The following is a 26,345-nucleotide window of genomic DNA, read 5'->3' as shown; positions in this document are numbered from 1 at the left end:
GATGCCGAACTGGATCGACCGCCTGCGCCGCTGGGCGCTGCCTGCCCTGGCCGTATTGGCCGTGGCCGGCTGCGCCCGTACCGAACCGGGCACCACCACCGTGCGCTTCTGGGCAATGGGCCGCGAGGCGGAGGTGGTCAGCGAGCTGATCCATGAATTCGAGGCCGAGAATCCGGGCATCAAGGTGGATGTGCAGAACATTCCGTGGACCGCCGCGCACGAGAAGCTGCTGACCGCGTTCGCCGCGGACGGCCTGCCGGACGTGTGCCAGCTGGGCAACACCTGGGTGCCGGAGTTCGCCGAACTGGACGCGCTGACGCCGCTGCAGCCGTTCGTGCAGCGTTCGTCCGTGGTCGACCCGAAGGACTATTTCCAGGGCATCTGGGATACCAATGTGATCCACGGCGAACTGGTAGGCGTGCCGTGGTACGTCGACACCCGCCTGATCTACTACCGCAAGGACCTGCTGGCCAAGGCCGGCTACGACCACCCGCCGCGCACCTGGCAGGAGTGGGACGAGCAGATGGCGGCGATCAAGCGCATGCAGGGCCCGAACCGCTATGCGGTGCTGATGCCGATCAACGAGTTCGAGCAGCAGCTGTCGCTGGCGCTGCAGCAGCCCGATCCGCTGCTGCGCGACGACGACACCCGTGGCAATTTCGCCAGCCCGGGCTTCCGTCGCACGCTGGGCTTCTACGCCAACATGTTCGAGCAGGGCTGGGCGCCGAAGATGTCCGAGACGCAGATTTCCAACGTCTGGGATGAGTTCTTCCGTGGCTTCAACGTGTTCTACATTTCCGGCCCCTGGAACATCCGCGAGTTCAAGAAGCTGCAGCCGAAGGAACTGGAAGGGCAGTGGGGTACGGCCGCGCTGCCGGGTCCGGACGGCCCGGGCGCCGGTATTGCCGGTGGTACCAGCCTGGTGATCTTCCGCAAGTCGCAGCAGAAGGAGGCGTCGTGGAAGCTGATCGAGTTCCTGTCGCGACCCGAAATCCAGGCGCGCTTCCATTCGATCATCGGCGACCTGCCGCCGCGCCGCAGTACCTGGAACGCGCCGTCGCTGGCCAACGATCCGCTGGCCGCTGCGTTCCGTGACCAGCTGGAGCGGGTCAAGCCGACGCCGAAGGTGCTTGAGTGGGAGCGCATCGTGCAGGAAATGCGCATCGTCACCGAGAAGGTGGTGCGTGGTGGCCTGGCGCAGGACAAGGCCGTGGAAGAGCTGGACCAGCGCGTGGACAAGGTGCTGGCCAAGCGTCGCTGGATGCATGAACAAGAACGCCTGCAGCAGCGCGTGCCGTCGCCGCAATCGAGCAGTGCCGTGGCCGCCGGGAGCGCGCAATGAAACGTACCTCGCTTGCCGGCTGGGTTTTCGCCGGTCCCTCGCTGATCGTGCTGGGCATGTTCTTCGGCCTGCCGGTCGCCTCGGCGCTGGCGCTGAGCGTGACCGATTTCGACCTGTATGCCTTGGCCGACAGCAGCAACCTGCGCTTCGTCGGCCTCGGCAACTACATCGATCTGCTGCAGACGCCGATGTTCTGGAAGTCGCTGTGGAACACCACCTACTTCGTGTTGATCGGCGTGCCGTTGTCGATCGGCGTGTCGCTGGGCGCAGCGATGCTGCTGAATGCACCTGCCGCGCGTTTCAAGGCGCTGTTCCGCACCGCGCTGTTCGCGCCGGTGGTGACCACACTGGTGGCAGTGGCGGTGATCTGGCGCTACCTGTTCCATACCAGCTACGGCCTGGTGAACTACGGCCTGGGCCACCTGGGCATCAGCCCGATCGACTGGCTGGGTGATCCCAACTGGGCGATGCCGACCATCATGCTGTTCGCAGTGTGGAAGAACTTCGGCTACAACATGGTGATCTTCCTGGCCGGCCTGCAGGCCATCCCGCATGACCTGTACGAGGCCGCCCGCATCGACGGTGCCTCGCGCTGGAAGCAGTTCCTGCACATCACCCTGCCGATGCTCGGCCCGGTGCTGCTGGTGGTCGGCGTGATCACCGTGTCCGGCTACTTCCAGCTGTTCGCCGAACCGTACGTGATGACCCGCGGCGACCCACTGCAGAGCACCGTCAGCGTGCTGTATTTCATGTTCGAGGAAGGCTTCAAGTGGTGGAACCTGGGACGCGCCTCTGCAGTGGCGTTCCTGCTGTTCCTGATCATCCTGGCGGTGACCACCGTGATGCTGCGTTTCGGCCGCAAGAGGCAGTTGGTATGAGTCGTGAAATCGGCCAGTCGCGCTGGTACCCGTGGTTGATCAATGGTGCGTTGCTGGTGCTGGCCCTGGTCAGCCTGGCACCGCTGCTGTGGATGCTCTCGGTTTCGTTCATGCCACAGGGCGAGGCGACCCATTTCCCGCCGCCGCTGCTGCCGTCCAGCATCACCACGCGCAACTACCATGAGTTGTTCGCGCGCACCGGCATGGGCGGCAACTTCGCCAACAGCCTGCTGGTGTCGGTCGGCATCACCCTGGGTTCGCTGCTGCTCAACACCATGGCCGGCTATGCCTTCGCCAAGCTGAACTTCGTCGGCCGCGAGCGCATGTTCCAGGTGCTGATGGCGGCGCTGGTGATTCCGGCCCAGGTGGCGATGCTGCCGCTGTTCCTGCTGATGAAGCAGCTCGGTCTGGTCAACAGTTTCGGCGGCGTGATCGTGCCGGCGCTGGCCAGCGTGTTCGGCATCTTCCTGGTGCGCCAGTACGCGCGTTCCATTCCTGACGAACTGCTGGAAGCGGCCCGCATCGACGGGGCAGGGGAGCTGCGGATCTTCTTCCAGATCGTGCTGCCGATGCTCAAGCCGGTGCTGGTGACCCTGGCGATCTTCACCTTCATGGGCGCATGGAACGATTTCATGTGGCCGTTGATCGTGTTGACCGATCAGGAGCACTACACTTTGCCGGTGGCGCTGGCCACCCTCTCGCGCGAGCACATCATGGACGTGGAAATGATGATGGCTGGCGCGGTGGTCACCGTGGTCCCGGTGCTGGCGCTGTTCCTGGTGCTGCAGCGGTACTACATCCAAGGTCTGTTGCTGGGGAGCGTCAAGGGATGAAGCGAGCGATCGCCGTTGGACTGGGCCTGTTGTGGACTTCCCTGGCGATCGCCGCACCACCGGCGCTGCCGGCACCGAAGGTGCTGGACGACTTCGACGACATCGCAGCCTGGAAGCTGGTGCTGTCCGACCAGGTCAGCGGTTCGCTGCGGCCGGTCAGCGGCGCCGGTGGTGGCCGCGCGCTGTGCCTGGACTATGACTTCCACGATGTCTCCGGTTACGTCGGCATCCGCCGCGCGCTGAACATCGAATACCCGGTCAATTACCGTTTCGGTTTCCAGCTGCGCGGTGATTCACCGGGCAACGACCTGCAGTTCAAGCTGATCGATGCCAGCGGCGACAACGTCTGGTGGGTCAATCGTCCCGGCTACAGTTTCCCCAAGGCGTGGACGCCGGTCGAGTATCGCCGTCGCCAGATCGACAAGGCGTGGGGGCCGTCGCCCGAAAAGGAGATGGCACGCAGCGCCTCGGTCGAGTTCACGATCTACAGCAAGGTCGGCGGCCGCGGCACAGTGTGCTTCGACAAGCTGACCCTGCAGGGCCTGCCAGCCCAGGATGACTCGGCGCTGGTGCCGTCGGTTATCGCTGATACCGCCACCGCGCTGCAGGACCGCATGATCGACGGCAAGAGCGATACGTTCTGGATCAGCGGTGGCGTCAAGCAACAGACGATCAGCCTGGACCTGCACAAGAGCCGCGAGATCGGTGGTGCGGTGATCGACTGGCTGCCGAACCTGGAAGCCCGCCGCTACACCGTGCGCACCTCCGAGGATGGCCGCGACTGGCGCACCGTGCGCGAAGTCACCAGTGGTGCCGGTGGCCGCGACTGGCTGGCGCTGCCGGACACCGATGCGCGCTACGTGCGCTTCGATCTGCAGGACGGCCCGAACTGGCGCTACGGCATCCGCGACATCGCGCTCAAGCCGCTGGCCTTTGCTTCCACCCCGAACGCATTCCTGTCCTCGGTCGCCGCCGACCTGCCACGCGGCTCGCTGCCTCGTGCCTATGTGGGCGAGCAGCCGTACTGGACCCTGCTCGGCCTTGATGGTGGCCAGGAACAGGCATTGATCAGCGAGGATGGCGCACTGGAGCCGGCCAAGGGCAGCTTCAGCATCGAGCCGTTCATCCGCCTCGATGGCAAGCTGCTGGACTGGTCGAAGGTGGCCATCACCCAGTCGCTGCAGGATCACTACCTGCCGATCGCCAACGTCGACTGGGTGCATGAGAAGGTCGGCCTGGCAGTGACCAGCTTCGTGCAGGGTACGCCGGAGCGCGCGCAGCTGATCGGCCGCTACCGGCTGAGCAATCCGGACAAGGTCGCGCACGAGTACACCCTGGCGCTGGCGATCCGCCCGTGGCAGGTCAACCCGCCCACCCAGTTCCTCAACACCGTCGGTGGTTTCAGCCGCATCGATGCACTGGACGTGGGTGAGCAGCTGGTGCGGGTCAACGGTGAGCCGCGCATCTACCCGCTGCAGGTGCCGGACGCGCGCTTTGCCAGTACGTTCGACGGCAAGCTTGATGCGATGCATCTGGAAAGCGGCACGTACCCGGCGACCACAGCGGTGAAGGACAGCACCGGCATGGCGTCGGGTGCGCTGATGTACACGATCAAGCTGGAGCCCGGGCAGAGCCGTGAAGTGGCGGTGGTGCTGCCACAGACCGGTGGCTGGGCACCGCAGGCGCTGGACGTGGCCAAGGCGCAGGCGCAGGTGGCCGGGCAGTGGCGGCAGAAGCTGGGCGTGGTCTCGCTGCAGGTGCCGGCTGCGGGCCAGGCGCTGGTGGATACCCTGCGCACCGCGGTCGCGCACATGCTGATCTCGCGCGTCGGCCCACGCCTGCAGCCGGGCACGCGTTCGTATGCGCGCAGCTGGATCCGCGATGGCGCGATGATTTCCGAGGGCCTGCTGCGCATGGGCCGCAGTGATGCGGTGCGCGACTACATCAACTGGTATGCGCCGTATCAGTTCGAGAACGGCAAGGTGCCGTGCTGCGTCGATGCCCGCGGCAGCGACCCGGTGCCGGAGAACGACAGCCATGGCGAGTTGATCTACAGCATCGCCGAGTACGGGCGCTACACCGGCGACAGCACTTTCACCGAGCTGATGTGGCCGCATGTGCAGGGCGCCTACGGCTACATGGAGCAGCTGCGCGCCAGCGAGCGCACCGAGGAGAACCGCGCACGCAACCCGGCCTTCTACGGCATGATGCCGGCCTCGATCAGCCACGAAGGCTATTCGGCCAAGCCGATGCACTCGTACTGGGACAACTTCTGGGCACTGCGCGGCTACAAGGACGCGGCCCTGCTGGCGACCCAGCTGGGCAAGGTCGAGGCGATGCAGATCGCCGAGTCGCGCGACCAGTTCCGGGATGATCTGCAGGCCTCGCTGCTGTCCGCGATGCAGCAGCACAACATCGACTACCTGCCGGGCTCGGCCGAGCTGGGTGACTTCGACGCGACGTCGACGACCATCGCACTGGCCCCGGGCGGCGAACAGGGCAGGTTGCCGCAGCAGGCGCTGGAGGCGACCTTCGAACGTTACTGGAACGAGTTCGTTGCCCGTCGCGACGGCAAGCGCGAGTGGAAGGACTACACCCCGTACGAGTGGCGCAACGTGGCCGCGTTCGTGCGCCTGGGCTGGCGCGATCGCGCTTGGCAGGCCACCGAGTTCTTCTTCAAGGACCGCGCACCGCAGGCCTGGAACCAGTGGGCCGAGGTGGTTTCGCGTACGCCGCGGAAGCCGTTCTTTGTTGGCGACCTGCCACACGCTTGGGTGGCTTCGGACTTCGTGCGCTCGGCGCTGGACATGTTTGCCTACAACCGCGACATGGACGATGCGCTGGTGCTGGCCGCCGGTGTGCCGTCGTCATGGCTGCAGGGTGAGGGCATCGCCGTGCAGGGCCTGCGTACGCCGCAGGGCCAGCTGAACTACCGGCTGCAGCGCAGCGACAAGCAGCTGGTGCTGGAGGTGCAGCCGGGCCTGGTGCCACCGGTGGGAGGCGTGGTGTTGCCGTGGCCATACGCCGGTGATCCGGGCGAGGCGAGTATCAACGGCGAAGCAGCCGAGTGGGTCAACAAGGAACTGCACGTGCACCAGCTGCCGGCGCGGGTTGAGATCGACATACCGAGCGCAGTGCGCCGCGCCGAGCGCAAGGGGCAGTAACGATGAAGCAACAGGGGGCAAGGGTGCGCACGTCGGTGCGTGCCCTGGGGCTGGCAATTGCATTGGCAGTGCCGGGCGCGGTGATGGCGGCCGAGCCGGCTGCCGCGAACGCGGCGCCCGACGTTGCCAGCGCAGCGGGCATGAGCATGGTCACCTTCAACCTGCATCATGACCGCGAAGACTGGCCGAGCCGGCGCCGCACCATCCTGGCCGAGCTCAAGCGCTTGCAGCCGGATGCGGTTGCCCTGCAGGAGGTGATCCAGCGCCGCAACGTGCGAAACCAGGCGCAATGGCTGGCCAGCCAACTCGGCTACAAGTACGTGTTCGTATCCACCGATCCGGTGGGCGCACCGAAGCGCTACGGCAATGCTCTGCTGACCCGGCGGCCGATCCTCGCCCGTGGTGATCATCTGCTGCTGCCGTTGGACGACTACCGCACCGTGGCTCACCTGCGCATCGACGTCGACGGCACGCCGGTGAACGTCTACGCCACGCATCTGAACGAGCGCAGCGATGAGAGTGGGCAGCGCATCCGTCGCACCCAGGTCGAGGACCTGCTGCGCTTCATCACCACGACGTCGGCCGGTGCGCCGGTGGTGATCGCGGGCGACTTCAATGCGCTGGTGGATGCCGGCGACCTGAGCGAGCTGCGCAGCCACTACGGCGACAGCTACGGCAGCGTGCACGTCAATACCGACCTGTCCGGGGTCAGTACGCTCAACCGCCACTATTACCAGGCGCCGTCGCGGATCGACCACATCTTCTTCCAGCAGGACGAGATGGTCGCGCGTGAGGCGAAGCTGCTGTTCGACCAGCCCGATGACAGCGGACGCTGGGCCTCGGACCACTACGGCGTGTGGACCCGGTTGCAGTTCGCACCGAAGCCCTGACGGAGCAGGCTCCGGCAGGTGCCAACCTTGGTTGGCACGAACGTGTCTGCGTGCACTGAATCAACGGCGCCAACCAAGGTTGGCCTCTACCAAAGCAGTGACCGTGCGCGGGTTGTGCGCTGGTTGGCCTCCACCAAAGCAGTGACCGCGTGCGGGGTGTGCCCTGGTAGGTGCCAACCTTGGTTGGCACGAACGTGTCTGCGTACACTGAATCAACGGCGCCAACCAAGGTTGGCCTCTACCTAAGCCGTGATCGTGCGCGGGGTGTGCGCTGGTTGGCCTCCACCAAAGCAGTGACCGTGCGCGGGGTGTGCCCTGGTGGGTGCCAACCTTGGTTGGCGCGTGCGTGTCCACGTGCACTCAATCAACGGCGCCAACCAAGGTTGGCTTCTACCAAAGCGAAGCCAGCGCCAAACGCACACACAAAAACGGCGGGGATCATTGATCCCCGCCGTTTCGTTTTCACGCGATCAAGGAGCGATCAGTTCGCCGGCGGCGTGCGCTTGGCGGCCTCTTCGTCTTCTTCATCGGTCTTGGCTTCTGCGGCCTGGGCCGCAGCGTCGGCATGGCCATCGGCGACCAGGTCGATCGACGGCGTCACCACCGCTTCGGCGACCGGGGCAGCGGCCTCGATCGGCGCGGCTTCCACCGCCACCGGAGCGACCGGCTGTTCGGCGGCCACGACGGGCTCGACGACCGGCGTGGCTTCAACCACCGGCGCAGCCTCAACGGCCACCGGCTTGGCTTCAACTGCCGCAGCGGCTTCAACGATCTCTGGCTTGGCTTCAACGACCGGCGCAGCCTCGACCGCCACCGGCTTGGCTTCGATCACCGGAGCGGCTTCAACCACCGGGGCGGCTTCAACCGCGACCGGCTTTGCTTCGGTCACCGGCGCGGCAGCGGCTACCGGCTGGGCCGGGGTCGCGGCGTCGATGGCATCGAGCATGCTGGTCTGCACCGGCGAGGACACCGCTTCGGTCTTCGCAGCAGCTTCGACCGGGGCCTGCACTTCAGCCACGACCGGGGCGGCGGCTTCGACCACAGCGCTGCTCACCACGGCAACCGGTGCGGCGGCAACAGCGGCGGCAGCACGGACCGGTTTCGCGGCATCGGCAGCGGCCGGTTCGGCTTCGTCATCGAAGTCGAACTCCGGCTGCGAACGGGCCGGCTGCGCAGCAGCGACCGGCGCAGTGCCGGCAGTGCTGTCGACGCTCGGCTCGGCGCCGTCGGCGTCGTCACCGTCGTCACCATCGTCCTGGTCATCGCCCAGGGCGTCGCTGCCGGCGGCATTCTCGGCGCCACCGCGACGACGGCGACGGCCACCGCGACGGCCGCGACGACGGCGGGTCGCGCCTTCGCCGGTCTGCTCGCCATTGGCGTCGGTTGCAGCCTCTTCACCGGCAACCGCAACCACCTCGGCCTCGCTGGCGGTGTTGGCAGTCGTGTCGACCGGTGCTGCGGCTTCCGCCGGAGCGGCGGCCACCGGAGCAACCGGCGCGGTCGCTTCCTGCGCGGTCACCGCATTGGCGGCGACCGCCGTGGCGGCCACGGCTGCAGCCGCGGTCACGGCTTCGGCCGGTGCTTCTGCGGCGTTGCGCTGCGGCTTCTCGGCCGGCTTGTCACCGTCCTGCTGCGGGCGCGGCTGCTTCGGCTGCTTCAGCTTTGGCTGCTGCGGGTTCTGGCCCTGCTGCTCGTTGCGCGGCTTGTTCTGCTGCTGCGGCTCCTTCTGCTTGCCCTGCTGCGGCTGCTGCTGGGCATTGCCGTTGTTACCGTTGCGGCCGTCCTTGCTGCGCTGCTCACCGCGCTCCTTGCGGTTGCCGCCGTCCTTCTGCTGCTGCGCGTTGCCGTTGCCGCCGTTGCCACGGTTGTCGTCGCGACGGTCCTTGCGGTCCTTGTTGCGATCCTTGTTGCGGTCCTTGCGGCCGCCGTCCTGCTGCTGGCGGGCGACCGGAGCCGCCGGTGCCGGTGCCGGCGCCGGTTCGCCACCGAACACGCGCTTGAGCCAACCGATCACGCCGCCGCTCGGGGCCGCTGCAACCGGCGCTGCCACGACCGGGGCCGGTGCCGCTGCGGCCGGCTCCACTTCCTCGCGCACCGGGGCGGGGGAGGTGTGCTTGACCTGGGTCACCGCCGGCGGCGGGATGTTCAGCTGACCCTTGGTCAGCGCGTGCACCGGCAGCTTGCGCGGGGTGCCGCGCTGGTAGCTGGGCTTGTTGCTCTCTTCACCCAGCTCGTTCTCACGCAGGCGGGTGACGGTGTAGTGCGGGGTGTGCAGCTGCTCGTCGGCGACGATCACGATCGGCGCCTCGTGGCGCTGCTCGATCTCACGCAGGGCGCTGCGCTTTTCGTTCAGCAGGTAATTGGCGATCTCCACCGGGGCCTGCACCAGCACCTGCCCGGTGTTCTCCTTCATCGCATGCTCTTCGGCGACGCGGATGATCGACAGCGACAGCGACTCGACGCTGCGCATGCGGCCGTGGCCGTCGCAACGCGGGCAGACGATCTGGCTCGACTCGCCCAGGCTCGGGCGCAGGCGCTGGCGGCTCATTTCCAGCAGGCCGAAGCGCGAGATGCGGCCGACCTGCACGCGCGCACGGTCGTACTTCAGCGCGTTGGCCAGGCGGTTCTCGACTTCGCGCTGGTGCTTGTTGGAGGCCATGTCGATGAAGTCGATCACCACCAGGCCGCCCAGGTCACGCAGGCGCAGCTGGCGGGCCACTTCCTCGGCCGCTTCCAGGTTGGTCTGGAAGGCGGTGTCCTCGATGTCGCTGCCCTTGGTGGCGCGCGAGGAGTTCACGTCGACGGCGGTCAGCGCTTCGGTCTGGTCGACCACGATCGAGCCGCCCGACGGCAGGCGCACGTTGCGCTCGTAGGCGCCTTCGATCTGCGATTCGATCTGGAAGCGGTTGAACAGCGGGATGTCGTCCTTGTAATGCTTGAGCTTGCGCAGGGTCTGCGGCATCACCTGCTGCATGAACTCGCGGGCGTGCTCGTACATCTCCTCGGTGTCCACCAGGATCTCGCCGATGTCGGCGCGCAGGTAGTCACGCAGGGCGCGCACGATCAGGCGCGATTCCTGGTAGATCAGGAACGGGGCCGGCTTGCTCAATGCGGCTTCGGCGATGGCGCGCCAGACGTTGAGCAGGTAATCCAGATCCCACTGCAGCTCTTCCGCATCGCGGCCGACGCCGGCGGTACGGATGATCACGCCCATGTCGTCGGGGATGTTCAGCTTGTCCAGGGCGTCCTTCAGGGCGGCCCGGTCTTCGCCCTCGATGCGACGGGAGACACCGCCGGCGCTGGGCGAGTTCGGCATCAGCACCATGTAGCGGCCGGCCAGCGAGATGAACGTGGTCAGGGCGGCGCCCTTGTTGCCACGCTCTTCCTTGTCGACCTGGACAACGATCTCCTGGCCTTCCTTCAGCAGTTCGCGGATGCCGGCCTTGTTGTGGTCGACACCGGCCTGGAAGTAATCGCGGGAGATTTCCTTCAGCGGCAGGAAGCCATGGCGGCCGCCACCGTATTCAACGAAGGCCGCTTCCAGCGAGGGCTCGATGCGGAAGATCCGGCCCTTGTAGATGTTGGACTTCTTCTGTTCCTTCGACGGCTGCTCGATGTCGATGTCATACAACGACTGGCCATCCACGATGGCAACACGCAGCTCTTCAGCCTGCGTGGCGTTGATCAGCATTCGCTTCATTGTTGCGTTCCTCGCAAGCGGCTACCGCGCGGAACGCCATGGGGTTTCGCCTCTGGACACGGTTCGCCGCCCATTCGCGCAAGCGCGGGGAGGGCGGCTTGGGTTTCCAGCGCTACGACACCACGGCAGGCCGCGGGAGCGCTTCACTCTTATGGGTTTTGGGGTGTTACAGGCCGCAGGCAGCTGTCAGCCAGGCTGGAGCGCCACGCGGGACATGTTCAGCACGGTTGCGTGTCAGGCATCCGGCGATGGCCGGGAAGGCCGGTGAGCCGCTAACATGGCCGCCCCGCGGGCGGTGGTCGCGCACTGTGCCGGATTCGTCGGAAGCTGGGCTTCTGGCCCTGAGTAACTTCCAACGAAATCAATCCCTTATCTCGCCCCCCGAGTGTAACAGAATAAACAGCCTGATGACTGCCCAAGACCCCACCAAACCCGCTGGCGACAAGCCTTCCGTGCGCATGATCACCGTTCCCGCCGACCGTGCCGGCCAGCGCCTGGACAACTTCCTGCTCGGCCAGCTGAAGGGTGCCCCGCGCAGCCTGGTCTACAAGCTGGTGCGCAGCGGCCAGGTACGGGTGAATGGTGGCCGCGCCAAGGCCGAACGCAAGCTCGAGGCGGGTGATGAGGTGCGTGTGCCGCCGGTCCGTCTCACCGAAGAGGGAGACAAGGCCGGTCCGCCGGAGGCGTTCATGCGCCGTCTGGAGCAGGCCATCGTCTTCGAGGATGCCCGCCTGCTGGCCCTGAACAAGCCCACTGGCGTGGCCAGCCATGGCGGCAGCGGCATCAGTTTCGGTGCCATCGAGACCCTGCGGGCCCTGCGCCCGGGCCAGACCCTCGAGCTGGTCCACCGGTTGGATCGAGACACCTCGGGCCTGCTGATCGTGGCCAAGAAGCGCTCCGCGCTGAGCGAACTGCAGGCGCTGCTGCGTGAAGATCACGGCGCCGGCATCCGCAAGCGCTACCTGACCCTGCTGGCCGGGCGCATGCCCGACGGCGTGATGACGGTCGATGCGCCGCTGCACGTGGGCCTGCGCCAGGGCGGCGAGCGCCATGTGCAGGTCAATGCGATCGGCAAGGAATCGATCAGCCACTTCCGTGTGCTGGAGCGTCGCGGTGGTCATTCCTACTGCGAAGTCCGCATCGAGACCGGCCGTACCCACCAGATCCGCGTGCATGCCCAGCATCTGGGGCATCCGGTGGCCGGAGACGACAAATACGGCGATCCTGCGGTCAACAAGCGGCTTCGTGAGCAGATCGGGCTGAAGCGTCTGTTCCTGCACGCGGCCTCGCTGGAGTTCGCGCTGGACGACGGCAAGAGCCCGTACGTGCTGAACGCGCCGCTGGCCGATGAGTTGGTCGAGGCGCTGGACCGGCTGCGCTGACGGCGGTTCGGCGGCGCCGGGTGCTTGGTCGGCGCCGTCGCTTCCCTGCGATGAGTGGGCTTGTCACTTTCTTTGCTCGTGCAAAGAAAGTAACCAAAGAAACACGCCGCCATCCGCGAGCCGGCGCTGCGCGCCGGTGCCCTGCGCTCCTCGGTCCGCCGAGGGGCGGCGCGGAACTCGCTGCGCTCAGACACCCGCGCCTCTTCACCCTCGCCGGACCTGCGGTGCTCGGCTAGCTACAAGGCGGACCAGACAGCCGCAGCGTAGACCCATATCCGCACGTAGCCTTTGTAGAGTCGAGCGACGCTCGACTCGCGCGCGCAGCGCGGGCTTCGCTTTCTTATTCTTTCATCGCGTGGCTGGCACGCACAGAAAAATGACGGGGCACGGGCGGGGGCGGCTTGCAGGGGTGTCCGCCGCATGGATGCGGCGGCCAAGCCTCCATGGATGGATTCACGGCGTCCCCTGCAAGCCGCCCCCGCCCGTGACCTCTCGATGCTGCGGGACCTACCAGCCGCGAGGGGGCTCAGCCCGTTGGCCGCAAACCCCTCACCACTTGAACAGCACCAGGCTGATCGCCAGCGTGCCCATGCCTGCCACCAGCCCGTAAACCGTCTCGTGGCCCTTGGCATAGCGCTTGGCCGCCGGCAGCAGTTCATCCAGCGCCAGGAACACCATCACGCCGGCGATCAGCCCGAACACCCAGCCGAAGGTGGCGTGCGACAGTGATCCGGACAGCAGCCAGTAGCCCAGCGCCGCACCCACCGGTTCGGCCAGGCCGGACAGAAGGCTGGCACTGAACGCGTAGAACTTGTTCTGGGTGGCGAAGTACACCGGCACCGCAATGGCGATGCCCTCGGGAATGTTGTGGATGGCGATGGCGAAGGCCAGCGGCATGCCGACCGACGGACTCTCCAGCGTGGCAAAGAAGGTTGCCAACCCTTCCGGGAAGTTGTGCGCGGTGATCGCGATCGAGGTCAGCAGGGCAACCCGCTTCAGGTACTCGCGGCTGTTCTCGCGGAACGCCGGGTCCTGCTTGTCCAGGCTGTCATGCGGGTTGGGGATGAAGTGGTCGATCAGCACGATCACGATCACGCCCAGCAGGAAGGCCAGAGTGCCGTAGGTGAAGCCGGTGCGCTCGCCATAGGCCAGTGCGAACGAGGCAATGGACTTGTTGAGGATCTCCGACAGCGACACATAGACCATCGCGCCGCCGGCGAAGGCCAGGCCGAACGCCAGCAGGCGCGGATTGGGGCGGCGCGAGAACAGCACCAGCAGGCTGCCGATGGCAGTGGCCAGGCCGGCCGCGAGGGTGACCGCCAGTGCGATCCAGACATTTTCGGGGGGAATCTGCAGCATGTACCGACGCGGTCCTGGTCAACAGACAGCCGCCCCGGATGAGCCCGGGGCGGGGAGGGCGAGGCGGGCGTCGGCTGGCCTCGTCGGGGCGCGCGCGATCAGCCGCCGCGGCGCAGGCGTTCTTCGATGGCGAAGCACTGGTCCGGCTTCGGCTGCGGCGGGTTGAAGCTCACCGGCACCTGGATCGTGGCCGGCACCGGCTGGCCGTTGCGGGTGGCGGCATTGAACTGCCAGCCCTGCACGGCAGTCCTGGCCAGCTCATCCAACTGCGGGTTGCCGGCGCCGGTCAGCAGCGCAACCTCGCTCGGCTTGCCGTCGGTGCCGATGGTCACCTTGAAGGTGCTGGTGCCACCCACGCCCATGCAGGCCAGTTCCAGCGGATACTGCGGCGGCGGTGTCTTCACCGCAGCCACTTCGGTGGGCGGCGGCGGTGGTGGTGCCGCTGGTTCGGACGCGCCACAGCCGGCCAGGCCGGTCGCAGCGATCAGGGACAGGCTCAGCAAACGTACGTTCATGGCAGTTGCTCCGTCAGGGCCGAAGTCTTCGCCGCACAGATGAAGTCGTTCTCGCTCAGGCCGCCCACATCGTGGGTGGAGAAGCGCACGACCGCGCGATCGTAGTGCACGCCCAGGTCCGGATGGTGGTCCTCGCGATGGGCGATCCAGGCCAGCGCGTTCACGAAGGCCATGGTGGCGTAGTAATCCTTGAAGCGGAAGGTGCGCGACAGGGCCTGGCCGCCCTCGCTCAGCTCCCAGCCGGGAATCTGCGGCAGCAGTTCGGCCAGGCGGGCTTCGCCAAGCTTGTGATCGCTGCCTTTGCGCGGCACGCAACGGGCCTGGGCCAGTGGAATCAGGTCGGCCATGGGAATCTCCACCTCGTGTTGACTGAACAATGCGCCGGACGGTGTATAAACCGAATGAGCGGTTGACGCTTACTTGGCTAGAATAGCCTGATGATCCAGATCTCCGACACTGCCCAGACCCATTTCCGCAAGCTGATCGAACGCGAGGGCGTGCCCGGCATGGGCGTGCGCTTGAGTGCGGTCGAGCCCGGCACCCCGCGCGCCGATGCCCGGCTGGAGTTCGCCGAACCGACCGACCTGCTCGGTGACGAGTGGGCGGTGGACTGCGATGGCTTCACCCTCTACGTCGATGCGAGCAGCGTCGGCTGGCTCGATGGCGCCGAGATCGACATCGTCGCCGGCACCGCCGGTACCCAGCAGTTGACCATCAAGGCGCCGCGCATCAAGGGCGAGGCCCCCGGCGATGCCGCTTCGCTGGTCGAGCGCGTGCACTGGGTGGTGGAAAACGAAGTCAATCCGCAGCTGGCCTCGCATGGCGGCAAGGTGGCCGTGCAGGAAGTCTCGTCCGACGGCGTGGTGCTGCTTCGCTTCGGTGGTGGCTGCCAGGGCTGTGGCATGGCCGACGTGACGCTCAAGCAGGGCATCGAGAAGACCCTGATGGGCCGCGTGCCGGGCGTGACCGCCGTGCGCGACGCGACCGACCATGACAGCGGCCACGCGCCGTATATCCCGCGCGGCAACGTCGCCTGACCGCTGACGCGTGCCTCTGACCCGGGCCGAGCAACTCATCGAACTGCTGCTGGCCCGCCAGCAGCCACGCGCCGTCCTCGAGAAGTCCACGCGCCTGCCCTATGGCTGGGCGCTGTGGCTGCGCTCGCTGGGCCCGCTGCCGCGGCCGTTCCACGCCCGCGAAGTGATTGCGGTATTGCTGCCGCGCCCGCTGCCTGGACCGCCGGGCCAATCACCCCGGCTGTCGCCGTGGCAGGCGCTGCGCCGGTTGTTCTGGCAGGACTGGGACGCTGCGCCGCGCGATCAGCGCTGGATGCGCTGGACCTCGGCGTTGGCCAGCGCGCTGCTGCACCTGCTGTTCTTCATGCTGCTGCTGTGGGTTGCGGTGATCCGCACCACGGCACCGGAAGCAGAGGGCGCCGAAGGCGAGCGCATGCAGGTGGAATTCGTCGGCCGCGCCTCGCAGGAGGGCGGAGGCGATCAGCCGGGTGCCGAGGCGGCTGCGGCTGCACCGGCCGGCCAGGTTGCCGCCGGCCAGGCAGCAGGGGCCGCGACTGCACCTGAGCCGCGTCCTGTGGCCGCGTCGGCGCCTGCGCCTGCACCGGCTCCAGCACCGGCAGCCAGCGCGCCGTCGCCGCCGGCCGAAGCCGAGCCGGCCCCGCTTGCGGCCCCGCCACCGTCGCCGGTGCAGGCCACCGAAGTGGCGCAGGCCAGCACGGATTTCGTGGTGCCGCCGGTCAGCGTGCCGCGCACCGAGGTCAGCATCGTGCCGCGTGACACCACGCCCACGGTGCGCGAGCGCAGCGTGCAGCCGGTGCAGGCGCCGCCAACCCCAACCGCGATGCGTGCGCCGCAGATCGCGGTGCGGACGCCGCAGCTGCGTGACATCCCGGTGCAGGAGCGCGAAGTCAGTACGGTCGATGCACCGGCGGTGTCGCAGCCAATGCGCACGGCCGATGTGCAGGTGCGCGTGCCGCAGCGCGACGTACAGGTGCGCGAGCGTGAAGTGCAGGCGGTGGTCGATCCGCAGGTGCGGATGGCGACCGTCGCCGGTCGCGAACCGGCAGTGCATGCGCCGGCGGGTCGTGACGTACAGGTGCGCGAGCGCGAAGTAGCCTCGGCACCGGTGGCAGCCCCTTCGTCTTCCAGTGGCAATGCACCCGTGGCAACGCCCGCGCCGGCGGCCAATGGCAGCGCGACGCAGGCGAGCAGCAGCGCCGCGCGGCCTGCTGCATCCAGCACGACCCCGGCCCAGGCCGGAGCGCGCCCGGCCCCCAATCCGGGCAACTGGGCCACGCCCGCCAAGGGCGATGACTGGGGGGCATCGAGCCGCAACCAGGACGGCGCCGACAAGGGCGCCCGCCAGGCCAGTACCAGCGGCAAGGGCAGTGGCCTGTTCAATGCCGATGGCAGCGTCCGCGTGCCGGGCCAGGAAGGCGAGGGGCGTGCCGAGCGCGGTGCGCCAGGTGGCGCCAACGACGGCTGGAGCAAGGAACGCATCGCGCAATCGGGCACCTGGCTGAAGCGACCGCCGTACGACTACACGCCCACGTCGTTCGACAAGTACTGGGTGCCGCAGGAATCGCTGCTGGCCGAATGGGTGCGCAAGGGCGTCAAGGCGATGGAGATTCCATTGCCGGGTACCAGCACGAAGATCTCCTGCGTGATCTCGATCCTGCAGGCCGGTGGTGGCTGTGGCCTGACCAACCCCAACATGCAGGACCAGCCGGCGGTGGCACGACCGCCGCCGGACATCCCGTTCAAGAAAGAGCTGCAGGAAGATAACGGGAGCCGCTAACGGCTCCCGTTGTCCACACATGTTTCCTTGTCCCCGCGCCGTTGGCGCGCCCCCTTGAACAACAAGGGGGCTTTTCGATGGACCCATCGCGGGATGTGACGGCCATGCTGGCGCGCTTGGGTAGGTGCCAACCTTGGTTGGCACAGAAGCGCCGACCAAGGTCGGCATCTACCGGATGCACGTGCGCCGACCAGGGGCGGCCTCTACCTGGGTGGTGACCTCACGCGCTCTGCGACAGAAACACCCAGAACGGCACGTCTCCGCCAACCCACTGGCCGGCTCGCACTTTGGTAGGTGCCAACCTTGGTTGGCACAGAAGCGCCGACCAAGGTCGGCATCTACCAGGGCATCGACCTCACGCGCTCTGCGACAGAAACACCCAGAACGGCACGTCTCGGCCGACCTGCTGGCCGGCCCGCGCTTTGGTAGGTGCCAACCTTGGTTGGCACAGAAGCGCCGACCAAGGTCGGCATCTACCGGAGCACGTGCGCCGACCAAGGTCGGCATCTACCGGAGCACGTGCGCCGACCAAGGTCGGCATCTACCAGGGCATCGACCTCACGCGCTCTGCGACAGAAACACCCAGAACGGCACGTCTCGGCCAACCCAGTCGCGGCTGGCTTCGTCCATTACGTCCAGCAACGTGTCGAAATCCTTCTGCGTGGAGGCGCGCAACGTGTCCACGTCGGCCAGGAACAGCGCGTAGCCGTTGGCTGGCAGCCACTGCAGGTCGCGCAGGTTGTCCGACAGTGCATCCCAGTTGCCGCCGAAGCCGGCAGGGAAATCCAGTTGCGCGGCCAGCCGGGCCAGCAGGGTGCGCTTGTCGGCCACGCCTTCCAGGTCGATGCGGATCACCTTCAGCCCGGCATCGCGCATCGCAGCGGCCAGTGCGCCGATGTCGTCGCTGTCGATGGCGTAGACGCCGGCATTGTTGATGTCATGCAGGCCGAGGCCGAAATCATCGTGGCTCATCACTGCGCTCCCTGGGCCGGTACGGTGAAGCTGCGGAACGATTCGTAGTGGTCGTCGGTGTAGTACCACGCCTCCGGCGGATCGCCGCCGGTGACGATGCGGCGAGCGCCACGGGTGCGCGCACCGGGGGTGTCGACGGTGTATTCGCGGTAGTAGCCGCGTGCGCGCTGCGGCAGTTGTTGCTCGCGGTTGCCGAAGGTGCTGCCGTCCTGGCGGTGCGGGAACGGGCCGCCACGCTGGATCAGCGCGATGGTCGCGCGTGCTTCGGCGGGCAGGAACGCGGGAAGTCCGCTGTCCTTGCCGGGCGAGGCGATGGTGGCCGGCGCGCGCGCGGCAGGCGCACCCTGCAGGTCCGGCGCGAACTGCGGCGCCGGCGGGCGCTGCATGAAATGGTTGGCGACCAGGCCGAGCAGCAGCAGGGCGATGGCGGTGATCAGCAGCCGGGGGTTGCGCATGGGCAGGGGCGGGCGAGGGTGGTGCGGGCACTGTAGCGCCTGTGCGCTGCACGGTGCATGAGGATGGCGTCGCGTCACTGCTGCGTAACAATTGCCGTCATGCTCACTGGCAGGACGCAATTTCCTTTACATCCCCCTTGGTAATCTGGCGGTCTGTCCCCATCATTCACCGCGCAACGCCCGACACCGTCGGGTGCCCTCGCAATCAGGAGATGCATCATGGCCTATACCCTGCCCAAGCTGTCCTACGCCTACAACGCGCTGGAACCGCATATCGATGCGGCGACGATGGAAATCCATCACACCAAGCATCACCAGACCTACATCAACAACGTCAACGCGGCGCTGGAAGGCACCGAGTACGCTGACCTGCCGGTCGAAGAACTGGTGAAGAAGCTCAAGTCGCTGCCGGAGAACCTGCAGGGTCCGGTGCGCAACAATGGTGGCGGCCATGCCAACCACTCGCTGTTCTGGACCGTGATGGCTCCGAATGCTGGCGGCAACCCGGTGGGCGACGTGGCCAAGGCCATCGACAAGGACCTGGGCGGCTTCGACAAGTTCAAGGACGCCTTCACCAAGGCGGCGCTGACCCGTTTCGGCAGCGGCTGGGCGTGGCTGAGCGTGACCCCGGACAAGAAGGTCGTGGTCGAGAGCACCGGCAACCAGGACAGCCCGCTGATGGAAGGCAACACCCCCATCCTCGGCCTGGACGTGTGGGAACACGCGTACTACCTGAAGTACCAGAACCGTCGTCCGGAATACATCGGCGCGTTCTTCAACGTCATCGACTGGAACGAAGTCGAGCGCCGTTACCAGGAAGCGATCGCCTGATCGCGGTAACGGGATGAACTGAAAAGGCCGGGGGAGACCCCGGCCTTTTCTGTTGCAGGAGTCATTCGGTAGTGCCGGCCGCTGGCCGGCAATCGTGTGGTACCCGAGGAGCCGGCCAGCGGCCGGCACTACCTATTCGGCCGTGGCCGTATCACCCTGCAGCCGCAGCGTAGCCATCACGCCCAGGCGCAGGCCGGGCAGGTCGCCGTCGGCTGGCAGCAGGATCGGCTGCTGGCGGATGCCGCCGAAGTGCTTGACCTGGAACAGCACATCCAGGCCATGGCCACTACTGCCACCGCCACTGGCCGCAGGCGCCTCGGCGCGGCCGCCGGGATTGCGCCGGGCCGGCTGGAAGCCGGGCGTGCTGCGCACCAGTTCCACTGTGTTGGCGGAGAAATCGCCGGCGATCAGGCTGGGCATGCCTTCGGCCGTGGCCCCGATCCAGGTCATCAGATCGCTGGTCTGATGCTGACGGGCGGCCGCCTCGTCCGGGTCCGGGCGCAGCCGCGCCACGTAGATGTTCACCAGCGCCTCGCCCAGCTTCAGCCGCATCATGCCGGCGGCGCTGAAGGTGCCGGGTGGGTGCAGCAGGGTCACGCCATCCTCGCTGACCGGCAGCCGGGTCAGCATCGCGTTGCCATGCCGCAACGGCTGGCTGGGCGGATCGGCGGTAACGAAGTCGCAGCTGTAGCGCAGCCGGCTGGCCAGCCAGCAGGCCGGATTGCGGCCCTGCTGCTGCAGCACCTGCTGCACCGAGATCACGTCCGGCTGCAGGTCGGTCAGCAACTGTGCGACCTGCTCACGGCGCAACTTCCATTGCGCGTCATCGCGGCTGGGCAGTTCCAGCGCGGCCACGGTGAGTTGCCGGGGCTCGCTCTCGCTGGCGGCGGTGGCCGTTGCCTGCGGCCGCGCCTGTGCCTGCAACGCCATCAGCAGCACCAGGCAACTGAGCAGGAGACGGGCGGGGGCGAGGGGGCGCATAACGATAAGTTTACGCTTTTGTCGTGCAGGTGCCGTGACTTCCGGCACGGAGTGTCGCTGCCTGCCATGGATTGGCACCGTTGTCATGCAGCCCTGCAGCGTGCTTCGCAAGCCCTGCTTCCGGTAATCTTGCGCCTTTCGCTTTGCAGGATTGCCTTACAGGATGAGCCACGACGCAGTTGCCCCCATCGCCGGCCAGGGAAAGATGCCGCGCCAGATCCCGTACATCATCGGCAATGAGGCCTGCGAGCGGTTCAGTTTTTACGGGATGCGCAACATCCTGGTGCAGTTCCTGATCACCTCGCTGCTGCTGCAGGAAATCACTGCGGAAGGCCGTGCCGGTGAAGCCAAGGACATCATGCACAGCTTCATGATCGGCGTGTATTTCTTCCCGCTGCTCGGAGGCTGGCTGGCCGACAGGTTCTTCGGCAAGTACCACACCATCCTCTGGTTCAGCCTGGTCTACTGTGCCGGCCACCTGTGCCTGGCGCTGTTCGAGAACAGCCGCGAGGGCTTCTTCCTCGGCCTGGGCCTGATCGCGCTCGGTGCCGGTGGCATCAAGCCGCTGGTGGCCTCGTTCATGGGCGACCAGTTCGACCAGAGCAACAAGCACCTGGCCAAGATCGTCTTCGACGCCTTCTACTGGATCATCAACTTCGGCTCGCTGTTCGCCTCGCTGCTGATCCCGCTGGTGCTGAAGAACTGGGGCCCGCAGTGGGCGTTCGGCATCCCGGGCATCCTGATGTTCATCGCCACCTTCGTGTTCTGGCTGGGCCGCAAGCGCTACGTGCTGGTGCCGCTGCCGCCGAAGGATCCGCATTCGTTCGCCAACGTGGTGCGTACCGCACTGACCACGCGCGTGGCCGGCCAGGGCCGTCCGGGCCTGGTGATCGCCGTGCTCGGCCTGGTGCTGGCAGTGGCCTCGTTCGGCCTGGTTGGCTCGTTGGGCATTGTCATCTGCCTGTGCCTGGCGCTGGTATCGATCCTGGCCGGTATCGGCGGCGGCACCTGGCTGCAGCTCGATCGCGCCCGTGGCCAGCATCCGGCCGAAGCCGTCGAAGGCGTGCGCTCGGTGCTGCGGGTGCTGGTGATCTTCGCGCTGACCACGCCGTTTTTCTCGCTGTTCGACCAGAAGGCCTCGACCTGGGTCCTGCAGGGCCAGCAGATGCAGATGCCGAGCTGGTTCACCGCCTCGCAGATGCAGGCACTGAACCCGCTGCTGGTGATGATCCTGATTCCGTTCAACAACCTGGTGCTGTACCCGGCCCTGCGCCGCTTCGGCTTCGAGCCGACCGCGCTGCGCCGCATGACCGCCGGCATCGCCTTCAGCGGCCTGGCCTGGATCGTGGTCGGCGGCATCCAGGTGGTGATGGACGGCGGCAACGCCATGTCGATCTTCTGGCAGATGCTGCCGTACGCGCTGCTGACCTTCGGTGAGGTGCTGGTCTCGGCCACCGGCCTGGAGTTCGCCTACAGCCAGGCGCCGCAGGCGATGAAGGGCGTGGTGATGAGCTTCTGGAACCTGACCACCACCATCGGCAACCTGTGGGTGCTGCTGTCCAACGCGGCGGTGCGCAACGATGCGGTGACCCACAAGATCGCCAGTACGGGCCTGAGTGAAGCGGCGTTCCTGATGTTCTTCTTCGCCGGTTTCGCCTTCGTCGCGGCGTTGGCCTTCGGTTGGTATGCGAAACGCTATCGTATGGTCGACAACTACCGTAGCGCCTGAGCCTGACATGACCCCCGTCAATCTGCTGTTGATCGCCATCACCGCCATCCTGTCGTGGATGGCGTTCAACAACCGCAAGCTGGCCGACCGCCTGATCCTGTGGCCGCCAGCCGTCGACCGTCACCGCCAGTACGACCGGCTGGTGACCTATGGCTTCATCCACGCCGACTGGTCGCACCTGATCTTCAACATGATCACCCTGTTCTTCTTCGGGGGATTCATCGAGAGCGTGATGGTGCAGCTGACCGGCAGCTACCTGACCTACCCGGCGTTCTACATCGGTGCGCTGCTGGTCTCGATCCTGCCCAGCTACCTGAAGAACCAGAAGAACCCGAACTACCTCAGCCTGGGTGCGTCCGGTGCGGTGTCGGCGGTGCTGTTCGCCTTCATCCTGATCAAGCCGTGGTCGATCATCCTGGTGTTCTTCATCCCGGCGCCGGCCATCGTCTACGCCGCGTTCTACGTCGGCTACAGCATCTGGATGGACAAGCGCGGCGGTGACCGCATCAACCACAGCGCGCACCTGGCGGGCGCGGCGTTCGGCGTGATCTTCATGCTGGCCATGCAGCCGAGCATCTTCACTCACTTCCTGCGCGAACTCTCCAACCCGACCTTCCGCCTCGGCGGCGGTTGATGACGGGAGCGGGGCGGATCGGCAGCGATCCGCCCCCGCTGTTTCAGAGCGTGGGCTGCTGACCGTAGGTATCCAGCAGGCGGGCGAACACTTCTTCGCCGATGCGCTGGAAATCCTGGTCCTGGGTCTGCCCCTCCACGGCCAGTTGCAGCAGGCCCTCCAGCAGGGCGCGGTCGGTATCTGAATGGGAATCGCTGGGGTGCATCGGAGCCTCCGCGGTGGTGCGCATGATCAACGGTCGCAAGGGCCGTGCCAGCCTGGCCGTACCCCTTCACAGGCGATAGCGGCCGCCAGCGCTCCAGCTTGAGGGTCGCAAACTGACGTGAATGGAACGGACTTGCCCCTGTTCAGGCTTCACGCGATCATGGCGCCCGGCTGCTCACCATCCACGCAGTCGCCGCAGGAGACAGTTCCATGGCTTCGGTCACGCCCCCCGGTCTGGCCTACGAGGTCGAACACGACCTGGCCAACCATCGCTTCACCGCCCGTGTGCGCGGACAGCTGGCGGTGCTGGACTACCAGATCAAACGCAGGCGCATGGTCATCACGCATACCGAGGTGCCCGAGCCGATTGCCGGCCGAGGCATCGCCGGTGAGCTGACCCGTGTGGCGCTGCGTTTTGCCCGTGAGCAGAAGTACAAGGTGGTGCCGGCGTGTTCCTACGCCGAGGCCTTCCTGCAGCGGCATGAGGAGTACCACGACCTGCTCGTTGGCTGAACGCCAGCGGGTCACGCTTCAGCCATGGCAGGCGATGATGTACAAACATGAACAGGGGATCCCGATGAAGATTGGAAACAACCGGCCACTGCACGGCAGCGTGCTGGCCGGCGTGGTAAGCGTGCTGTTGCTGGCCGGTTGCCAGCGTGAGAGCGAGCCGGCACCGGCGACCGACGCGGCGCCTGCCGCCGAGGCCACCGCCGCAGGCGAAACGCCGGTCACGGAAGCGCCGCTGGACCTGCGCGACGTGATCGAGAACAACGAACGCGAAGTGGTGGGTATCAGCTACCCGGCCGGCATCGACCGCTACCCGGGCCTGGCCCGCGCGCTGCAGAGCTATGCGACGAGTGCGCGCAGCGACCTGCAACAGGCGCTGGACGGGCTGGGCAATGACAAGCCGACCATGCCGTACGAGCTGTCGCTGAGCTTCGAGAAGCTGCTGGAAACCCCGCAGCTGGTGGTGGTCAGTGCCGATGGCAGCCGCTACACCGGTGGCGCCCATGGCGAACCGCTGGTGGCCCGATTCGTGTGGCTGCCGCAGCATCAGCAGATGCTCAGCGCCGAAAAGCTGGTGGCCGATGCCAAGGGCTGGAAGGCGATCAGCAATTTCGTCGCTGACCAGCTGCGTGAACGCGTGGCCACCCGCCTCAGCGGTGAGGACATGGATCCGGCCCAGCTGCAGGAATCGCTGCGCAACGCATCGCGCATGATTGCCGACGGCACCGGCCCGCAGGCCGACAATTTCAGCCAGTTCCAGCCGCTGACCGACGACAAGGGGCAGATCACCGCGCTGCGCTTTGTTTTCCCGCCGTACCAGGTGGGTCCATACTCGGACGGCACCCAGACCGCCGATGTACCGGCGGCGGTGCTGTTGCCGCACGTGGCCAAGGACTACGTGGAGCTGTTCGCACGCGGTTGACCGCAGTCGAGGAGGTGGCGTGGATACAGGGTTGCAGGAGCGGGTCGCCGGCCTGCTGCAGGAAGCCGGGGTCCGCATCGGCGGTACCCAGCCACAGGATATCCAGGTGCATGACCCGCGCTTCTTCGCGCGGGTCATGGCGCACGGCTCGCTTGGCCTCGGCGAGAGCTACATGGACGGTTGGTGGGATGCCAACGTCCTGGACGACTTCCTTGTCCACCTGATGCAGGCGCACCTGGACGAACGGGTGCACGGTTGGCGCGAAGTGGCCGATGCACTGAAGGCGCGCCTGTTCAACCTGCAGGTGGGACAGGGCAGCTACGAGGTGGGCCGCCGCCACTACGACCTCGGCAATGATCTCTACCAGGCCATGCTGGGCCAGCGCCTGGTCTATAGCTGTGGCTACTGGCGCAATGCCGGCGATCTCGACGCCGCGCAGGAAGCCAAGCTTGACCTGGTCTGCCGCAAGCTGGGCCTGCGCCCGGGGCAGCGTGTGCTGGACATCGGCTGTGGCTGGGGCGAAGCCCTGAAGTTCGCCGCCGAGCGCTACGGTGTCAGTGGCGTCGGCGTGACCATTTCGCAGGAGCAGGCCGAGTTCGCCCGCGAACTGTGCGCCGGCCTGCCGATCGAGATCCGCCTGCAGGACTACCGCGAACTGCACGAACCGTTCGATGCGATCTTCTCGATCGGCATGTTCGAGCACGTCGGCGACAAGAACTACGCCAGCTTCTTCGAGGTGGCCAGGCGTTGCCTGTCACCGCGCGGTCTGCTGCTGTTGCACAGCATCGGCACCAACATCTCGCGGCATCGTACCGACCCGTGGATCGCGCGCTACATCTTTCCCAACTCGATGCTGCCATCGGCGGTGCAGATCACCAAGGCGTTCGAGGGCCGCTTCGTGCTGGAGGACTGGCACAACTTCGGCACCGATTACGACCTGACCCTGCAGGCCTGGCGGCGCAACGTGGAAGCGGCGTGGCCGCGGCTGGATGCGCGCTACGACGAACACTTCCGGCGCATGTGGCGCTTTTACCTGGCCGGGTCGATGGCCACCTTCCGTTGCCGGCACGCGCAGCTGTGGCAGCTGGTGCTGTCGCCGGAAGGCGTGCCGGGTGGGTACGTGGCGCCACGTTGAGGCTGCACTTCTGCCCTGCGCGACCGATGGTGCGGGTCGTGGAAGAAGCGACATCGCTTGACGTCATGCGCGAGCGTTGTCGGCGCTGTGCCTGGCTGGGGTGACGTGGGCGCTAGACTTGTCGACCAGCGGCATCACCGCTTCACTGAAGGCATCGCAGCATGGGTTGGGACATCACCTATCATCCGATTGCGGAATCCGAGATCCGTGACATCTATTTCCGTGCGCTGGAGGATGGCGCGCTGGTCGCCGAGCTGCAGCAGCGGTTCCAGATCGAGCCGTTCTACATGGAGCAGCTGCAGGAGCGCATCGAGGAGGCTCGCTCGATCAGCGCAGAAGTGCCTTTCGAGAAGGGGCACGCTTTGTACCTGGCGATCGTGGCTGGCCACCTTCGGCGGTATCACTATCTCCGCGGGAGTGCCCTTTCGTTTTTCATCGACGATCCGGTGGTCGCCCGCTATTTCGCGGACTGGCGGCAACTGGTGCCGTTGCAGTGGGCGGATGCTGCCGCCGGCAACCATCTACGTGAAAACTATGGTGGTGGCGTGTTCATCACGCATGCCCGGCTGAAGCAGTTACGCGCTGATCATGCAGTGGACAGCGCACTGGCTGCGCGCCTGGAGGAGCTGTTCTCCGATGGACGCCTGGTCGTTTTCTGGCGTGTTGTCGATTACGCGATCGCCAGCGGATGCGGATTGCTGGAGGCCAGCGAGGTGGTCGAGCCGAACCCGATGGATCTCAATGCATCGACCAGCTTGAGCAATCTGCTGAACTGCGCGCCGGATGGCGCGATGCTGTATGCGGAGGCCGCGGCGGCACAGCTGGCGGAGTTCGTGGCAGCGCACCCGGATATCGCATCGACTGCCGCTGCCACGCCCGGTACGCCGAAAGGACGGTGGTGGGAGCGACTGTTTCGGCGGTGACCGGAGAGCATCCACGCATGGCGTGGATCTACTGGTGGGTGCCGACCGTTGGTCGGCACGATCCATCCGCGCCACGAACCCCGGCATCATCGATCCACACATGACGCACTCCAGTAGATCCACGCCATGCGTGGATGCCCCAACAAAAAACCGCCCGGTCTCCCGGGCGGTT

23 protein-coding genes are annotated in these 26,345 nt (G+C 66.5%); 15 read left to right on the top strand and 8 right to left on the bottom strand.

Annotated elements, in window-relative coordinates; all coding sequences use genetic code 11:
- The first annotated feature begins 1 nt into the window (after position 1).
- From ACSYAO_RS14760 to ACSYAO_RS14740, 5 genes are read left to right on the top strand one after another with little or no spacing between them, the layout of a single operon-like run.
- Positions 2–1,342, top strand: coding sequence for a sugar ABC transporter substrate-binding protein (locus ACSYAO_RS14760; RefSeq protein ID WP_149909182.1), 1,341 nt, complete (start codon positions 2–4; stop codon positions 1,340–1,342).
- Positions 1,339–2,220: a carbohydrate ABC transporter permease gene (locus tag ACSYAO_RS14755; RefSeq protein WP_032129770.1), complete on the top strand. Its 882-nt coding sequence runs from the start codon at positions 1,339–1,341 to the stop codon at positions 2,218–2,220. Before ACSYAO_RS14760 ends, ACSYAO_RS14755 begins: the two co-directional genes overlap by 4 nt.
- Positions 2,217–3,053: a carbohydrate ABC transporter permease gene (locus ACSYAO_RS14750; protein WP_440565834.1), complete on the top strand. Its 837-nt coding sequence runs from the start codon at positions 2,217–2,219 to the stop codon at positions 3,051–3,053. Before ACSYAO_RS14755 ends, ACSYAO_RS14750 begins: the two co-directional genes overlap by 4 nt.
- Complete coding sequence (locus tag ACSYAO_RS14745) at positions 3,050–6,217, top strand: discoidin domain-containing protein (protein ID WP_149909183.1); 3,168 nt, start codon at positions 3,050–3,052, stop codon at positions 6,215–6,217. The genes ACSYAO_RS14750 and ACSYAO_RS14745 overlap by 4 nt, the downstream gene beginning before the upstream one ends.
- A gap of 2 nt (positions 6,218–6,219) precedes the next feature.
- Positions 6,220–7,107, top strand: coding sequence for an endonuclease/exonuclease/phosphatase family protein (locus ACSYAO_RS14740; RefSeq protein ID WP_149909184.1), 888 nt, complete (start codon positions 6,220–6,222; stop codon positions 7,105–7,107).
- 481 nt (positions 7,108–7,588) lie between these two features.
- Here ACSYAO_RS14740 and rne read toward each other — a convergent pair whose 3' ends face one another.
- Positions 7,589–10,807, bottom strand: coding sequence for a ribonuclease E (gene rne / locus ACSYAO_RS14735; RefSeq protein ID WP_149909185.1), 3,219 nt, complete (start codon positions 10,805–10,807; stop codon positions 7,589–7,591).
- A 407-nt stretch (positions 10,808–11,214) separates the two neighbouring features.
- Here rne and ACSYAO_RS14730 point away from each other — a divergent pair, with 407 nt between their 5' ends.
- A complete protein-coding gene (locus ACSYAO_RS14730) occupies positions 11,215–12,189 on the top strand; it encodes an RluA family pseudouridine synthase (RefSeq protein ID WP_049401092.1) in 975 nt (324 codons plus the stop codon).
- 549 nt (positions 12,190–12,738) lie between these two features.
- Here the strand turns inward: ACSYAO_RS14730 and zupT are convergent.
- The 3 genes from zupT to ACSYAO_RS14715 all read right to left on the bottom strand — a co-directional run bounded on the left by zupT (position 12,739) and on the right by ACSYAO_RS14715 (position 14,410).
- Positions 12,739–13,548 carry a zinc transporter ZupT gene (gene zupT / locus ACSYAO_RS14725; protein ID WP_006456115.1) on the bottom strand — a complete coding sequence of 270 codons (810 nt, stop codon included), beginning with the start codon at positions 13,546–13,548 and terminating at the stop codon, positions 12,739–12,741.
- 98 nt (positions 13,549–13,646) lie between these two features.
- Positions 13,647–14,063: an energy transducer TonB gene (locus ACSYAO_RS14720; RefSeq protein WP_032129663.1), complete on the bottom strand. Its 417-nt coding sequence runs from the start codon at positions 14,061–14,063 to the stop codon at positions 13,647–13,649.
- Positions 14,060–14,410, bottom strand: coding sequence for a 4a-hydroxytetrahydrobiopterin dehydratase (locus ACSYAO_RS14715; RefSeq protein WP_006456031.1), 351 nt, complete (start codon positions 14,408–14,410; stop codon positions 14,060–14,062). The genes ACSYAO_RS14720 and ACSYAO_RS14715 overlap by 4 nt, the downstream gene beginning before the upstream one ends.
- A 90-nt stretch (positions 14,411–14,500) precedes the next feature.
- Between ACSYAO_RS14715 and ACSYAO_RS14710 the strand changes: the two genes are divergently transcribed.
- Together ACSYAO_RS14710 and ACSYAO_RS14705 are read left to right on the top strand one after the other, a co-directional pair.
- Positions 14,501–15,100, top strand: coding sequence for an NfuA family Fe-S biogenesis protein (locus ACSYAO_RS14710; protein WP_032129662.1), 600 nt, complete (start codon positions 14,501–14,503; stop codon positions 15,098–15,100).
- Between the two features lie 10 nt (positions 15,101–15,110).
- The gene (locus ACSYAO_RS14705) at positions 15,111–16,877 is read left to right on the top strand and encodes a hypothetical protein (protein ID WP_149909186.1); all 1,767 of its coding nucleotides are present in this window, start codon (positions 15,111–15,113) and stop codon (positions 16,875–16,877) included.
- A gap of 558 nt (positions 16,878–17,435) precedes the next feature.
- On the opposite strand, the gene ACSYAO_RS14700 is transcribed toward ACSYAO_RS14705, so the two are convergent.
- Positions 17,436–17,849, bottom strand: a complete 414-nt coding sequence (locus tag ACSYAO_RS14700) for a barstar family protein (protein ID WP_032129660.1) — start codon at positions 17,847–17,849, stop codon at positions 17,436–17,438.
- Positions 17,849–18,304, bottom strand: a complete 456-nt coding sequence (locus tag ACSYAO_RS14695; RefSeq protein ID WP_149909187.1) for a ribonuclease domain-containing protein — start codon at positions 18,302–18,304, stop codon at positions 17,849–17,851. The genes ACSYAO_RS14700 and ACSYAO_RS14695 overlap by 1 nt, the downstream gene beginning before the upstream one ends.
- Positions 18,305–18,523: 219 nt before the next feature.
- On the opposite strand from ACSYAO_RS14695, the gene ACSYAO_RS14690 reads away from it, so the two are divergent.
- Positions 18,524–19,135, top strand: a complete 612-nt coding sequence (locus ACSYAO_RS14690; RefSeq protein WP_149909188.1) for a superoxide dismutase — start codon at positions 18,524–18,526, stop codon at positions 19,133–19,135.
- 132 nt (positions 19,136–19,267) lie between these two features.
- On the opposite strand, the gene ACSYAO_RS14685 is transcribed toward ACSYAO_RS14690, so the two are convergent.
- The gene (locus ACSYAO_RS14685) at positions 19,268–20,116 is read right to left on the bottom strand and encodes an endonuclease/exonuclease/phosphatase family protein (protein ID WP_149909189.1); all 849 of its coding nucleotides are present in this window, start codon (positions 20,114–20,116) and stop codon (positions 19,268–19,270) included.
- A gap of 163 nt (positions 20,117–20,279) precedes the next feature.
- Here ACSYAO_RS14685 and ACSYAO_RS14680 point away from each other — a divergent pair, with 163 nt between their 5' ends.
- Entirely contained in the window at positions 20,280–21,845 is a 1,566-nt protein-coding gene (locus tag ACSYAO_RS14680; protein ID WP_032129657.1) for a POT-type proton-dependent oligopeptide transporter, read from the top strand.
- A gap of 7 nt (positions 21,846–21,852) precedes the next feature.
- On the top strand, positions 21,853–22,479 hold the full coding sequence (locus ACSYAO_RS14675; protein WP_032129656.1) for a rhomboid family intramembrane serine protease: 627 nt from the start codon (positions 21,853–21,855) through the stop codon (positions 22,477–22,479).
- 43 nt (positions 22,480–22,522) lie between these two features.
- Here ACSYAO_RS14675 and ACSYAO_RS14670 read toward each other — a convergent pair whose 3' ends face one another.
- Positions 22,523–22,708: a hypothetical protein gene (locus ACSYAO_RS14670; protein ID WP_049421514.1), complete on the bottom strand. Its 186-nt coding sequence runs from the start codon at positions 22,706–22,708 to the stop codon at positions 22,523–22,525.
- A 185-nt stretch (positions 22,709–22,893) separates the two neighbouring features.
- On the opposite strand from ACSYAO_RS14670, the gene ACSYAO_RS14665 reads away from it, so the two are divergent.
- The 4 genes from ACSYAO_RS14665 to ACSYAO_RS14650 all read left to right on the top strand — a co-directional run bounded on the left by ACSYAO_RS14665 (position 22,894) and on the right by ACSYAO_RS14650 (position 26,173).
- A complete protein-coding gene (locus ACSYAO_RS14665) occupies positions 22,894–23,196 on the top strand; it encodes a GNAT family N-acetyltransferase (RefSeq protein WP_006455911.1) in 303 nt (100 codons plus the stop codon).
- A gap of 37 nt (positions 23,197–23,233) precedes the next feature.
- Entirely contained in the window at positions 23,234–24,115 is an 882-nt protein-coding gene (locus ACSYAO_RS14660; RefSeq protein WP_049462196.1) for a DUF3298 and DUF4163 domain-containing protein, read from the top strand.
- 19 nt (positions 24,116–24,134) lie between these two features.
- Positions 24,135–25,250 (top strand): cyclopropane fatty acyl phospholipid synthase, encoded by a 1,116-nt coding sequence (cfa, locus tag ACSYAO_RS14655; protein ID WP_149909190.1) that lies wholly within the window; start codon positions 24,135–24,137, stop codon positions 25,248–25,250.
- A 161-nt stretch (positions 25,251–25,411) separates the two neighbouring features.
- A complete protein-coding gene (locus ACSYAO_RS14650; RefSeq protein ID WP_049462195.1) occupies positions 25,412–26,173 on the top strand; it encodes a hypothetical protein in 762 nt (253 codons plus the stop codon).
- The last annotated feature ends 172 nt before the right edge of the window (positions 26,174–26,345 follow it).

The organism is Stenotrophomonas sp. STK16_22, assembly GCF_051984505.1.
GTDB lineage: Bacteria > Pseudomonadota > Gammaproteobacteria > Xanthomonadales > Xanthomonadaceae > Stenotrophomonas > Stenotrophomonas maltophilia_A.
This window is presented reverse-complemented; position numbering and strand designations above follow the sequence as displayed.